Annotated in this window: 13 protein-coding genes; 5 read left to right on the plus strand and 8 right to left on the minus strand. The window is 60.7% G+C overall.

The genetic code is table 11. From position 1 onward, the window contains the following. The first annotated feature begins 123 nt into the window (after nt 1–123). The 3 genes from C4J91_RS06930 to C4J91_RS06940 all read left to right on the plus strand — a co-directional run bounded on the left by C4J91_RS06930 (nt 124) and on the right by C4J91_RS06940 (nt 2,674). Nucleotides 124–1,278 carry an OmpA family protein gene (locus C4J91_RS06930; RefSeq protein ID WP_124361645.1) on the plus strand — a complete coding sequence of 385 codons (1,155 nt, stop codon included), beginning with the start codon at nt 124–126 and terminating at the stop codon, nt 1,276–1,278. Between the two features lie 27 nt (nt 1,279–1,305). After that, the gene (gene pdxH / locus C4J91_RS06935; protein ID WP_124361646.1) at nt 1,306–1,953 is read left to right on the plus strand and encodes a pyridoxamine 5'-phosphate oxidase; all 648 of its coding nucleotides are present in this window, start codon (nt 1,306–1,308) and stop codon (nt 1,951–1,953) included. Nucleotides 1,954–2,209: 256 nt separating this feature from the next. Beyond that, nucleotides 2,210–2,674, plus strand: coding sequence for a glycine zipper 2TM domain-containing protein (locus tag C4J91_RS06940; RefSeq protein ID WP_065886131.1), 465 nt, complete (start codon nt 2,210–2,212; stop codon nt 2,672–2,674). A gap of 712 nt (nt 2,675–3,386) precedes the next feature. Here C4J91_RS06940 and nhaA read toward each other — a convergent pair. Further along, nucleotides 3,387–4,571, minus strand: coding sequence for a Na+/H+ antiporter NhaA (nhaA, locus tag C4J91_RS06945; RefSeq protein WP_124361647.1), 1,185 nt, complete (start codon nt 4,569–4,571; stop codon nt 3,387–3,389). Between the two features lie 217 nt (nt 4,572–4,788). On the opposite strand from nhaA, the gene C4J91_RS06950 reads away from it, so the two are divergent. After that, a complete protein-coding gene (locus C4J91_RS06950) occupies nt 4,789–5,883 on the plus strand; it encodes a PLP-dependent cysteine synthase family protein (protein ID WP_124361648.1) in 1,095 nt (364 codons plus the stop codon). A gap of 620 nt (nt 5,884–6,503) precedes the next feature. Here C4J91_RS06950 and C4J91_RS06960 read toward each other — a convergent pair. From C4J91_RS06960 to C4J91_RS06970, 3 genes are all read right to left on the minus strand, one after another. Beyond that, nucleotides 6,504–8,117, minus strand: a complete 1,614-nt coding sequence (locus C4J91_RS06960) for an NAD(P)/FAD-dependent oxidoreductase (RefSeq protein ID WP_124361649.1) — start codon at nt 8,115–8,117, stop codon at nt 6,504–6,506. A gap of 108 nt (nt 8,118–8,225) precedes the next feature. Next, on the minus strand, nt 8,226–8,897 hold the full coding sequence (locus C4J91_RS06965) for a COG3650 family protein (protein WP_124361650.1): 672 nt from the start codon (nt 8,895–8,897) through the stop codon (nt 8,226–8,228). Nucleotides 8,898–8,992: 95 nt separating this feature from the next. Beyond that, on the minus strand, nt 8,993–9,592 hold the full coding sequence (locus C4J91_RS06970) for a short chain dehydrogenase (RefSeq protein ID WP_124361651.1): 600 nt from the start codon (nt 9,590–9,592) through the stop codon (nt 8,993–8,995). A 104-nt stretch (nt 9,593–9,696) separates the two neighbouring features. Between C4J91_RS06970 and C4J91_RS06975 the strand changes: the two genes are divergently transcribed. Continuing rightward, nucleotides 9,697–10,614, plus strand: a complete 918-nt coding sequence (locus C4J91_RS06975; protein ID WP_124361652.1) for a LysR family transcriptional regulator — start codon at nt 9,697–9,699, stop codon at nt 10,612–10,614. Here the strand turns inward: C4J91_RS06975 and C4J91_RS06980 are convergent. From C4J91_RS06980 to C4J91_RS06995, 4 genes are read right to left on the minus strand one after another with little or no spacing between them, the layout of a single operon-like run. After that, complete coding sequence (locus C4J91_RS06980) at nt 10,602–11,087, minus strand: DoxX family protein (RefSeq protein ID WP_124361653.1); 486 nt, start codon at nt 11,085–11,087, stop codon at nt 10,602–10,604. The genes C4J91_RS06975 and C4J91_RS06980 overlap by 13 nt on opposite strands. Beyond that, entirely contained in the window at nt 11,084–11,860 is a 777-nt protein-coding gene (locus C4J91_RS06985) for a DNA-binding domain-containing protein (RefSeq protein WP_124361654.1), read from the minus strand. The genes C4J91_RS06980 and C4J91_RS06985 overlap by 4 nt, the downstream gene beginning before the upstream one ends. Next, nucleotides 11,857–12,735, minus strand: coding sequence for a DUF692 domain-containing protein (locus C4J91_RS06990; protein WP_124361655.1), 879 nt, complete (start codon nt 12,733–12,735; stop codon nt 11,857–11,859). Before C4J91_RS06990 ends, C4J91_RS06985 begins: the two co-directional genes overlap by 4 nt. 23 nt (nt 12,736–12,758) lie before the next feature. After that, nucleotides 12,759–13,055 (minus strand): DUF2282 domain-containing protein, encoded by a 297-nt coding sequence (locus C4J91_RS06995; protein WP_124361656.1) that lies wholly within the window; start codon nt 13,053–13,055, stop codon nt 12,759–12,761. Nucleotides 13,056–13,115: the final 60 nt, after the last annotated feature.

Raw genomic sequence — 13,115 nt, forward strand, 5'->3', positions numbered from 1 at the left:
TTTTGTTACAAAGACACGTATAAGAAGACGCTGAACGCAATGATGTAACTTCAATGTTCTTTAAGCGTCGGTTTAACGGGGCACCTGGCCCCCCTGGTTTTTTTCTCATTTTGTGGATATCTCATGTTATCGAACAAGTCCTTGGCACTGGCGCTGTGCCTCACTATTACCGGCTGTGCACAAACACCACAGAATGATGCCGAAGGTGGGCACTGGTGGTCATTTGGGACCGATAAGGCTGCTACCAAGGACGCAGTGACCCAAACCGACGCCAAGCCGGACGCCAAGCCCGCTGCCGGCGCCAAGGATGCCGCGCCTGTTGCCGCTGCCGCAGCGCCTGCTCCGGCAGCCAAGGCTGACACAGGCTCCAGCTGGTGGCCATTCTCCACCAAGAGCGCCGACGAAAAGGCCGCCGAGGCCAAGGCCGACCTGAAAGCCGACCTCAAGGCCGCAACCCCGGCTCCGGACGGTGCTCCGGTCGTGGCCAAGACCGATACCGAAGCCCACTGGTGGTGGCCGTTCGATACCAAGCCAAAGCCGCTGGCCAAGGTCGATGTGACCAACGTGCCGATGCCTGATCCGAAAATCACCCAGGCCTGGTTGGACGATTACGAGCCGCGCCTGCGTGCCGCCATCAAGGACAGCAACCTGCAATTGGAACGTCGTGACAACGTGCTGGTAGTGATTGCCCCGGTGGACGGCTCCTACAACCCGAAACGTCCAGCGATGCTGCTGCCGGTGACCCTGGGCCCGTTCACTCGCGTCGCCAAGGCCGTCGAAGCGGATCCAAAGACCGCCGTACTGGTGCTGGGCCACGTCGATGCCACCGGTAGCGCGCCGGCCAGCCAGGCGCTGAGCAAGGAACGTGCGCAGTCGATTGCCTCGATTTTCAGCCTCAGCGGTTTGAAGCAGGATCGCCTGATGCTGCGTGGCATGGGCGACCTGATGCCGCGTGCCGCCAACGACAGTTCCCAGGGCCGTGCGCTGAATCGTCGCATGGAAATCATGTTCACTCAGCGTACAACTATGTTGGCGCTGCTGAACAAGTACAACTCGGGCAAGACCCCGCCTGTGGCGGAAATGGTTGCCGTGCAGGATGTTCCCGCACCGGCCCCGGCGGTAAAAGCCCCTGCGAAGAAAGCGCCAGCCAAGAAGGCCGCCGCCAAGCCAGCTGCTAAAGCCGCAAAAAAAGCCCCGGCCAAACCGGCTGCAAAGAAACCGGCTCCGGCCAAGGCCAAGGCTGCTGCACCGGCGAGTAACGACCAGGCGAAAAACTGATCCGTTGAACCAGAAGGATAACGCCGCATGACCCAGGCACTGGCCGATATGCGCCGTGACTACACACGGGACGGTTTGAGCGAGGCCCAGGCCCCGGACGAGCCGTTTGCCTTGTTCCACCAATGGTTCGCCGATGCGGTGAAAACCGAGCAGGCACCGGTGGAGGCCAACGCCATGACCCTGGCCACGGTCGACCAGGAGGGTCGGCCGCACTGTCGCATCCTGTTGCTCAAGGGCCTGGATGCGCAGGGCTTTACCTTCTTTACCAACTATCAGAGCGCCAAAGGTGAACAACTGGCGGCGCGGCCATTCGCGGCAATGACCTTTTTCTGGCCGACCCTCGAGCGTCAGGTGCGCATTGAAGGTCGCGTGGTCAAGGTCACGCCTGAAGAATCGGATGCGTATTATCAGGTACGACCGCTGGGCAGCCGCCTGGGGGCGTGGGCATCGCCGCAGAGCAAGGTCATTGGTGATCGCGAAGAACTGCAGGCGCTGCTCAAGGCGACCGAACAGCGTTTCAGCGACACCCAGCCCGACTGCCCCGAGCATTGGGGGGGCTATCGTTTGTTACCCGAGCGCATCGAGTTCTGGCAAGGCCGCGCCAGCCGCCTGCATGATCGTCTTAACTATCGGCTGCAAGCGGGCCAATGGACGCGCGAGCGTCTGGCGCCCTGAGCGTCCCCTTTCGTCATCTAATTTGAATCATGCCCTTTGCGCCGAAGTCTTTATGCAGGAGACTTCGGCGTTTTCGGCTGTATGGCTACACTGACTAACCACGCTATGGCATGTTTTGGTTAAGCTACCGTTCGTCGAGCTGTGTGGTGCCGACAGCCTGTACTCAGGCTGAATGAAAGCACTTTTCTGCCTGGCTCGCCGTGACAGGCGCCAGGCTGCAGCGTTTAATGAATACCTGTCCTTTGGAGTTGATGCTATGCGTAAGTCCGTTTTACTAGTTGCCTGCTTTACCACCCTGTCCTTGCTGTTGGGTGGCTGCGCCTCGAGTCTGACCGGCGACTCGTACTCCCGTGACGAGGCGCGTCGTGTACAGACCGTCCGCATGGGTACCATCGAATCCCTGCGTCCGGTCAAAATCGAAGGCACCAAGACCCCAATCGGCGGTGCTGCGGGTGCGGTCATCGGCGGCGTTGGCGGCAGCGCCATCGGCGGCGGCCGTGGCAGCATCGTTACCGCTGTGATCGGCGCGGTAGCCGGTGGCCTGCTGGGCTCGGCCACCGAAGAAGGCCTGACCCGTACTCAAGGCGTGGAAATTACCGTTCGTGAAGACGACGGCAGCATGCGTTCCTACGTACAAGCCGTGCAGGAAAATGAAATTTTCCGCATTGGCGACCGTGTGCGCATCATGACGGTCGACGGTACCAGCCGCGTTACTCGCTAAACGCGTAGGCAACAGGCAAAGAAAAACCCCAACCGGGTGACTGGTTGGGGTTTTTCTTTGCCTGGTGGCCGGATCTTCCAAAAATGCATAAGTGGCAGGTAATAAAAAACCGCCTTAGTAGGGCGGTTTTTTATCGCAAGGCCATATGAAGCTCGGCTTGCATGCTCACAGAACGCAATGACATGTCGGAATACTACTGTCGGTTGACGTTTCACGCAAGATGCGGTTCTGAGAGGGACTGTTGCTTCTGCTACTTTTTTTGTCAGAAAAAAATGGCAATAAATATTCCGGGCCACTCTGCGCTTAGTCACACCTTCAACGGGCCGCTCAGCTAGTATCGAGGCCGTTCTACGTTCGTCACTCTGAGTCGACGGGGTCAGCAAAAACAAGTTTTCTGGACCAGCCGCCACGGGCTAGTAATCCGTGCCGGATTGATGCGGAGGGCCCGTCAACCCTGCCGCCTCATGGAACGCAATGACAGCATTCGAAGGCTCACGTGTTCCGGTAAGTGCGCTGGAGGTAGGCCCAACTCTAGGAGGGCCGAGTATGTCTAAGTTTGCACGACGTACGTGGAACGTCGTGGTGAATGCCCTGCGTTTTTATCACGTATGGGTATTCCTGCGGGACAGCTTTGATGACCTGTAAGGTCTGAGAAGTGGAGCCGCCTCGATTCAGGTCGAGGCGGCTTTTTGGTGTTTGGATGGCACCTCAACTATGAAATAACGGCTTTCTTGCGACTTGCTATTGCCGTCACCGCATAACCAATAAACGCCGCCACTATCGACCCGGTCAGAATCCCCATGCGATCTTCGCCGGCGAACTCGCTGACCCCCGGTACAAATGCCAGTGAGCCGACAAACAGGCTCATGGTAAAGCCGATGCCGCACAGGATCGCCACGCCCATCACCTGGCCCCAGTTCGCACCGCTGGGCAGTGAGGCGATGCCGGTCTTGATGGCCAGCCAGGTAAGGCCGAACACACCGATGGTCTTGCCGATCAACAGGCCGGCGGCGATGCCCATGGGCACGTGGTGGGTGAAACTCTCAAGGCTGACGCCGGTGAGGGACACCCCGGCGTTGGCGAAAGCGAACAGCGGCAGGATGGCGTAGGCCACCCAAGGATGCAGCGCATGCTCCAGGGTCAGCAGGGGCGAGGTTTCGGCATTTTTGGTGCGCAGTGGAATGCAGAACGCCAGGGTCACCCCAGCGAGGGTGGCGTGGACGCCGCTCTTGAGTACGCACACCCACAGGATCAGGCCGATGATCAGGTACGGCCCGAGCTTGACCACACCCAGGCGGTTCATCGCGATCAGGGCGACCAGGCAGGCCGCTGCACCCGCCAGGGATGCGCCGGACAGGTCAGCGGAATAGAACAGCGCAATGACGATGATGGCACCCAGGTCGTCAATGATTGCCAGGGTCATCAGGAACAGTTTCAGCGACACCGGCACGCGCTTGCCCAGCAGCGCCAGGACGCCGAGCGCAAAGGCGATATCCGTGGCCATCGGGATCGCCCAGCCGGCGAGGGCTGCAGGGTTATCCTTGTTCAGCGCCCAGTAGATGAGCGCGGGGACGACCATGCCGCCGATAGCCGCCGCGCCGGGAAGGACGACCTGGGACGGTTTGGACAGGTGACCATCGAGCAGCTCGCGTTTGACTTCGAGGCCGATCAGCAGGAAGAACAGGGCCATCAGGCCGTCGTTGATCCACAGCAAGGCGGGCTTGGCGATTTGCAGCGCGCCAACCTGTGCCACCACCGGGGTGTCGAGAAAGGCGCCATACAGGTGCGACAAAGGTGAGTTGTTGATAATCAGCGCCAACGCGGCAGCAGCAATCAACAACAGACCGCTGGCGGCTTCCAGCTGGAAAAAACGGGTGAAAGTGCTTCGCAGAGGCAAGGGATGCTCTCCAATCCAGGTTCAATAGGTGGGTACCCTAACCCGTACCGTTAGTTGTTAAAACAAAAGTTATATTCTTATTTGTTATAAGCGTCGGTCAGAGCGGGCGCTGTTTCTGAGCCTAGCAATTGTGTGTCCAATTGAGTTCTCACTGTATCTGTGTGCAGTGTAGGAAACCCCCTAATATCGGGGCTGAAATTCTTAGAGAAACCTCCTCATGAGCGATCACCGTCCCTGGGCCCGCGAAGCCATTCGTATCATTGAAGCGGATTTCCAGCGCAGCGCAGACACCCATCTGATCCCTTTGCCATTGCCGGGTTTGCCGGGTATCGAGTTGTATTTCAAGGACGAATCCAGCCACCCGACCGGCAGCCTGAAACATCGGCTGGCGCGCTCGCTGTTCCTGTACGCGTTGTGCAATGGCTGGCTGAAGCCGCACGCCCCAGTGATCGAGGCCTCCAGCGGTTCGACGGCGATCTCCGAAGCCTATTTTGCGCGCCTGCTCGGCCTGCCGTTTATCGCCGTGATGCCCGCCACCACTTCCCAGGAGAAGATCGCCCAAATCGCCTTTTATGGTGGTAAGAGCCATCTGGTGCAGGATCCCACGCAGATCTACGCCGAATCCGAACGCCTGGCCCAGGAAAGCGGCGGCCACTTCATGGACCAGTTCACCTACGCCGAGCGCGCCACCGACTGGCGCGCAAACAACAACATCGCCGAGTCGATCTTCCAGCAGTTGCGTTTCGAGCAGCACCCGGAGCCGAGCTGGTTGATTTCCAGCCCCGGAACTGGCGGCACTACTGCGACCCTGGGGCGCTATGTGCGTTATCGCCAGCATTGCACGCGAGTGCTATGTGCCGATGCCGAACGTTCGGTGTTTTTCGATTATTACCTGAGCGGCGACGCCAGCCTGCGTCTGGACTGCGGCTCACGGATCGAAGGGATTGGCCGGCCACGGGTCGAAGCCTCGTTTTTGCCCGCTGTGATCGATGCGATGGTCAAGGTGCCGGATGCGCTGTCTCTGGCAGCCATGCATTATCTGGCCGAGCGGTTGGGGCGGCGCGTGGGCGGTTCCAGCGGGACCAACCTGATCGGTGCCCTGGTAGCTGCGCAGCAGATGAAAGCGGCGGGGGAGTCGGGGTCGATCGTGGCGATCTTGTGTGATGGTGGCGAGCGCTATGCCACGACTTATTATGATCAGGCGTGGCTGGCGGCGCAGGGCTATGCGTTGCAAGGGTTGATTGCGGCCGTTGCGGCGAGTGTCGAGCAGGGTGAGCCACTGCCGGCCAGCATCCTGCGTGCCAATATCTGATACCCCGCAAACCCAATGTGGGAGGGGCGGTGCGACGATCCGACTTGCGGTGTGTCAGTCAAAAAATTCAGATTGAACCACTGCTATCGGGGCATAGGTATCTACACAGCTTTAGCATGGCCCTGAACCTGTGACGGCTCTGGAGCCGAAGCCTCTCTAACTGACGTCTCGCGTTCCAAATGTGGGAGGGGGCTTGCCCCCGATGGCGGCCTGACAGCCGACCAGGGTGTTGGATCAGAGCGAGTACATATCCGTTGCTGCGGTAACGGCGGCTGGCGGTTCCGCTCTTGCAGCGGGTCACTTTTGGAAGGACCCAAAAGTAACCAAAAGGTCCTCGCCCCACCACTCGGCACCTCGCCCAGGCTCGGTGTGCCCGTAATCCGACAGTGATTTGGGGGGCCGCCGCCACGCGCCATCCATGGCGCGGGGCGGCTAAAGCGGCATCCCTGCCGGTTTACCCCCCAAATCACTATCGGATTCCGGCCAGCGTGGTTTAACGGGGCGACTGAGATCAAGATCAAAAGCAAGAGCGGCTCGCTTCGCATCGTGGTTACCGTAGGCTGCTACAAAGTTGTGTAGATACCTATGACCATCGGGAGCAAGCCCCCTCCCACATGTTTTCAGGCCTCGATGCCCAGCATATCCCGCGCCAACGCCTCGGCAATCCGGATCCCGTCAACGCCTGCCGACAGGATCCCGCCGGCATAACCCGCGCCTTCACCGGCCGGGAACAAGCCTTTCACGTTGAGGCTCTGCATCGACTCGTTGCGGGTAATGCGCAGCGGCGATGAGGTGCGCGTCTCGATACCGGTCAAGACCGCATCGTGTAGCGAGTAGCCTTTGATCTGCTTTTCGAACGCCGGCAAGGCTTCGCGGATGGCTTCGATGGCGAAATCCGGCAGGGCCAGGGCCAGGTCACCCAGGGCTACCCCAGGCTTGTAGGACGGTTCTACGCTGCCGATGGCCGTGGACGGCCGGCCTGCGATGAAATCGCCGACCAACTGTGCCGGGGCCTCGTAATTACTGCCGCCGAGCACGTAGGCATGGGACTCCAGACGCTCCTGCAGTTCGATACCGGCGAGCGGGCCGCCTGGGTAGTCCACCTCAGGCGTGATGCCGACCACGATGCCTGAGTTGGCGTTGCGCTCATTGCGCGAATACTGGCTCATGCCGTTGGTCACGACGCGATTGGGCTCCGACGTCGCGGCCACCACGGTGCCGCCAGGGCACATGCAAAAGCTGTAGACCGAGCGACCGTTCTTGGCGTGGTGCACCAACTTGTAATCGGCGGCGCCGAGTTTCGGGTGCCCGGCGTATTTGCCCAGGCGCGCGGCGTCGATCAGCGACTGTGGGTGCTCGATACGGAAGCCCACCGAGAACGGCTTGGCCTCCATGTACACGCCACGGCCGTGAAGCATGCGAAAGGTGTCGCGGGCGCTGTGGCCCAGGGCGAGGATCACATGCCTGGAGAGGATTTGCTCGGCGCCGTCGATGACCACGCCCTTCAACTGGCCCTCTTCGATCAGGACGTCGGTGACCCGTTGTTCGAAGCGCACTTCACCGCCCAGGGCAATGATTTGCTGGCGCATGTTTTCCACCACGCCGGTCAGACGGAACGTGCCGATATGCGGCTTGCTGACGTAGAGAATCTCTTCCGGGGCGCCGGCCTTGACGAACTCATGCAGCACCTTGCGCCCGTGGAATTTCGGGTCCTTGATCTGGCTGTACAGCTTGCCGTCGGAGAAGGTCCCGGCGCCGCCTTCGCCGAACTGCACGTTGGACTCAGGGTTGAGTACGCTTTTGCGCCACAGGCCCCAGGTGTCCTTGGTGCGCTGGCGTACTTCCTTGCCACGCTCAAGGATGATCGGCTTGAAGCCCATCTGTGCCAGCAGCAGCCCGGCGAAGATGCCGCATGGGCCGAAACCGACCACCACCGGCCGTTCGACCAAGCCTTCCGGCGCCTGCCCTACCACGTGGTAACTGACATCCGGCGCCGGATTGACGTTGCGATCATCGGCGAACTTGAGCAGCAGGGCGGCTTCGCCCTTTACATTCAAGTCGACGGTGTAGATGAAGCACAGCTCCGAGGACTTCTTGCGGGCATCATAGCTGCGCTTGAACAGGGTGAAATCGAGCAGGTCATCACTGGCGATGCCCAGGCGCTGCACGATGGCGGGCCGCAGGTCTTCTTCGGGATGGTCGATGGGCAGCTTGAGTTCGGTGATTCGTAACATGACAGGATCCGGTAGGCGGCGGGCAAGAAGGCCGGCTGTTTTGCAAACCGGCGATTATAAGCCCCAATGGCGTCTTTCCGTCAGGTTAAAAAACAGCGCAGGGCGCAATCAGTCGTCCCGCGAGCCGCCAAAGGCTGCGCAACCACGCTGGACCTGGCCGTTGACACGCAATTGGGCGGTCATGTGCTGCAGGCTGCCGCTCACGCTGTCGACGCATCGCTGCGGGGCGACCCACAATTCGATGTGCTGGTTATTGGCGTCGGTCATCAGATTGAAGCGCCCGTCACCCAGTTGCTCTTCGACATAAGGCACTGCCAGGGGCGGTTGGCCTTCGCGCTCCAGCACCATGCCCTTGGCCGTGACGCTCATCGCCCAGGCCGGCTTATGGCCGTTTGCCCGCAGGATCATGCGCTTGAAGTCCGGGTCGCCACAGGCTGAGGTCGAGCGCTCGACGCGATACAGCTGTTGCAGGTCCACCGAACCCTGGGTGCCGCTGGCAACGCCGGAAAACTTGCCACGCAAATCTGCAAACAACGCGCCCTGCTGACCGGCCAGCGAGGCGGCTTCCTGCAGGATGCTGGTGCCACCGGTGTCGTTGACCACGTAGTTGCGCTGGTCGTTGCAGGGCTGGAACAACAGCTTGCCGTCCACCGCCGTCAATTCACCCTGCATGCGGGTCAGCCCGGCGGTAGACAGCTTGGCGGGCTCGCTGTCGAACATCTGGCAAGCGGCGAAGAAGGGGAACAGGGCTAGCAACGTTAGGGTCGAGGCGGCACGCATTTTCGGTCTCCAGACAAGTGCCGCCACGTTACGCAGGCTCGCGCCGCATCACAAGCCCGCGGCCCAGCTTCAGGCGATTCTTACAGACCTGCAACTCAGCCCACGACAAAGGTCTGACCGGTCTGTAAGCCTTCGACACTTTTTGCATAGGCCAAGGCCACTTCAGCGCCAGCAACCGGTTTGAATCCACGGAAATACGGCGCATAGCTGCCCATGGCTTCCACCAGCACCGTCGGGCTCACGCAATTAATGCGCAAGCCGCGTGGCAGTTCAATTGCCGCTGCTTTGACAAAGGCGTCCAGCGCGCCGTTGACCAGCGCAGCAGAGGCGCCGGTGCGAATCGGATCACGGTTCAAAATGCCGCTGGTAAAGGTAAACGACGCGCCGTCATTAGCGAACTCCCGGCCGATCAGCAGCAGGTTGACTTGGCCCATCAGCTTGTCCCGCAGTCCCAGTTCGAAGTCGGTTTCGTTCATGTCGCCCAGCGCCACGAAGTTCACGCTGCCCGCCGCGCAAACCAGCGCGTCGAACGTGCCGGTCTGCTCGAACAGTGTGCGAATCGAGGCGCTGTCGCTGATATCGACGTGGAAGTCGCCGCTGTGGCGGCCGATGGCGATCACCTCGTGACGCTTCGCCAGCTCTGCCTTGACCGCTGAACCGATCGTGCCGTTGGCACCAATTAAAAGAATTTTCATCGTGCTGCTCCTTCAGGGGGTGGGTGAAGGTTGAGTCTAGGGTGGCTTTTTCAGCGGATAAACCTGCTAATAGGCAACCTTTGGTTTTCAGTTGGAAACAATCCATGAGCGAAATGGATGACTTGGCGGCCTTCGCGGTGTTGATCGAAGCCGGCAGTTTCACCGTGGCGTCGGAGCAACTGGGGTGCAGCAAGGGCCAATTGTCCAAGCGAATCAGCCAGCTCGAAGCGCAGTACGCCGTGGTGCTGTTGCATCGCACCACGCGCAAGCTGAGCCTGACCGCCGCAGGCGCGGCCTTGCTGCCCCAGGCACAGGCGCTGGTGGTGCAAGTGGAGCGTGCGCGTCAGGCTTTGGCCCGACTCAAGGATGATTTGGCCGGGCCAGTACGTATGACGGTTCCGGTGTCATTGGGAGAAACCTTCTTCGATGGCTTGTTGCTGGAATTTTCCAAGCACTACCCACAGGTGCAGATCGAGCTGGAGCTCAACAATAGCTATCGGGATCTGGCGCGGGATGGCTTCGATCTGGGCGTACGCTCGGGGGCCATCGAGAATGAGCGCCTGGTGATCAAGCCGCTGCTGGCCTGGCACGAGATGACCTGCGCCAGTCCGGCCTATCTGGAACAGCACGGTGAACCGCTGCACCCGGCGGAGCTGGCGGGCCATACCTGTTTGCTCAACAGTCACTACAGCGGCCGCGAGGAGTGGCTGTACCACCAGCAGCATGAGCTGTTGCGTGTGCGGGTCAGTGGCACTTTCGCGTCCAACCACTACAACCTCTTGAAGAAAGCCGCATTGGTGGGCGCCGGTATCGCGCGCCTGCCGTCCTACCTGCTACCGACGGAATTGGCGGAGGGTCGATTGCGCTGGCTGCTGCGCGATTATCAAACGCGCAGCCAGCCGATGTACCTGGTGCATCCCTATCAAGGTGGCCTGCCGCGGCGCACCCAGGTACTGGCCGACTATTTGGTGGACTGGTTCAAGCGCAGCGGCGCCGCCCTGGACCGTCTTCAGCGGGAGTGACGGGCGATCCAGTGGTCGATGGACAGCCGGCCCGGGCCCTTGGCCACCAGCAGCAGTAACAGCGCGATCCAGGTGCCATGGGTCGGGTAGGCGTCCGGATAGACAAACAACTGGATAGTCAGGGTCATGCCGATCAAGGCAAGGGCCGAGAATCGCGTGGCGAATCCCAGCAGGATCAGCACCGGGAAAAAGTGCTCGGCAAACGCTGCCAGGTGCGCGGCGACTTCGGGTGACAACAGCGGCACATGGTATTCGCTGCGAAATAACGGCAAGGTCGAGGCGGCCAGTTTGGGGGCGCCGAGTTGGAAGGTGCCGCTGATCAGATCAATGGCAAACCCTTCGACTTTGGTTTGTCCGGATTTCCAGAACACCGCCGCGATAGAGAAGCGCGCGATAAAGGCGATCAGGCTGTAGGGAATTTTTTCAAAAAGTGCGATGGCCTGTTTCAGCAGGCTGGCGGCGGAATTGTTCATGGCGATACCTTGGGTTCCAGGTGTAAATGAGTAATGGCGTCGTGGCTGATCAACAGCGTCAGGCACCGATGCAGATCGAATTCGGAGGAGGCCTGCAAGGCATGCTCCACCGCCATCTCCAGTCTCGCGCCCTGGTTCAGGCAGTTGATAAAGGCCACCGAGCCGCTGTCGATGACGAAGACCTTGACCGCCAACCCGTGGCGCAACACCAACGCGTTCTGGGCAGGCCATCCGGCCACGCCAGCGAGGTCGCCGTCCGCCTGGTGCGCGGCCCATACCGTCACGACCGCGTAAGCAGAGCTCAAGGTGGCGAGCGATGGATGCAGCGTCAGGCTCAACCGCGCTACGCCTGATTGACCTTGCAGATGCTGGAGAACAGCGTGCTGGCACAGCGCCGGAATGTCGGTCGCGTGATAAGCACGCACCCGCAGGCGCTCCAGCCGCGCGACATCCGCCAGGTAGGGCACGCTGGCGGCCGGTGCGAATGCCTGGATAAAGTCGGCCAATGTGCTGCCGTACGCGTTGATCAGCGGGCTGGTGGGCGGGTTGGCCTGGACGAAAACGCCAGCCATGGCGCGGAAAAACTCATCGCCCACCAGCTGTAGCGTCACGGGATAACTGGCCGCCAGCGCATTGATCAACGAACTGTGGACGTTATTGCGATACACCGCAAAGCGGCTGGCGGGGTCGGCGCCGTTACTGCTGAACACCCCCTCCGGGCAGGAACCGTGCGCCGCGAGCAGGGCGTGGGTGAACGCGTCCTGAAGGCTCATGACATCACCTGCGACAGATACCATTCGGCGTGCCTGGCCTCGGCGTGCAGCGTGCTGAAGCTCGGCACCTGGTTATCCCGTTCGATCAGCGTGGCGACCGGCCCCGTGCGTTTGAGCAACTGTTCGTATAGCTGCCACACCGCAGCATCGATCGGCGCACCGTGATCATCGATAAGCAGCCTGTCGCCCAGGCTGTCGGTGTCTTCGGCAAACCCGGCCAGATGTATCTCGCCGACGGCATGCAACGGTAAGGCATCGATGTAGGCCAGCGGATCGCGCTGATGATTGATGCACGACACGTAGACGTTATTCACGTCCAGCAGCAAACCGCAGCCGGTGCGCCGAATGACTTCGTTGATGAAGTCCGCTTCGTCCAGGGTGGAGCGTTGAAATTGCACATAGGTCGACGGGTTCTCCAATAGCATCGGCCGCTTGAGCGCGCTTTGCACTTGGTCTATGTGCTCGGCTACGCGCGCCAGGGTTTGTGCATCGTAGGCCAGGGGCAGCAGGTCATTGAGAAACACCGCGCCGTGGCTGGACCAGGCTAGGTGTTCGGAAAATGAGTGAGGTTGATAGCGTTCGATCAGCCCGGCCAACCGTGCCAGGTGCTCAGGGTTGAGCGGACCTTCGCCACCGATGGAGAGGCCCACGCCGTGCAACGACAGTGGGTAGCGTTCGCGGATCAACCCCAGGTAATGGTGAAAAGGGCCGCCGGCGACCATGTAGTTTTCGGCATGCACTTCAAAGAAACCAATGTCTGGTGAAGAGCCGAGCACTTCAGTGAAGTGCTCGGTCTTCAGTCCCAATCCGGCCCGACGCGGCAGGCCGGATGCCTGAGCCTGGGAGACGGCTTGCAGGGATGAAAGGGTCATCATCAGTACTCAGGTCGCGTTGGGCTTCAGGACTTTGCGGTGAAAGCAGCTTCCTGGCCGAAACCGGTCGGCGAGGTAGTGCTTGGGGTTTTCAGGCAGGTACCGGCTGGGACCAGTTTCCAGGCGTTGGCCTGGTCCTTGGTTTTGGACGTACCGGCGCACGAGGTGCCAGCGCCGGCGGCGCAGTCGTTCTTGCCGGCCTCGGCGATGCCGAAGCATTTCTGCATGTCGTCGGCAGCATGGGCGGTGGTGGTCAGGGCGGACAGGCTCAGGGTCGAACCGAGGGCCAGGAGGAGGGCGGCAGCGGACAGTTTGGTGGTCATGGGGTATCTCCAGCAGTGGGTTTATGTGGCAGGCTTGATTGCCTGCTTGCACCACTAGAG

This window comes from Pseudomonas sp. R3-52-08 (assembly GCF_003851745.1).
In the GTDB taxonomy this organism is placed as follows: Bacteria; Pseudomonadota; Gammaproteobacteria; order Pseudomonadales; family Pseudomonadaceae; genus Aquipseudomonas.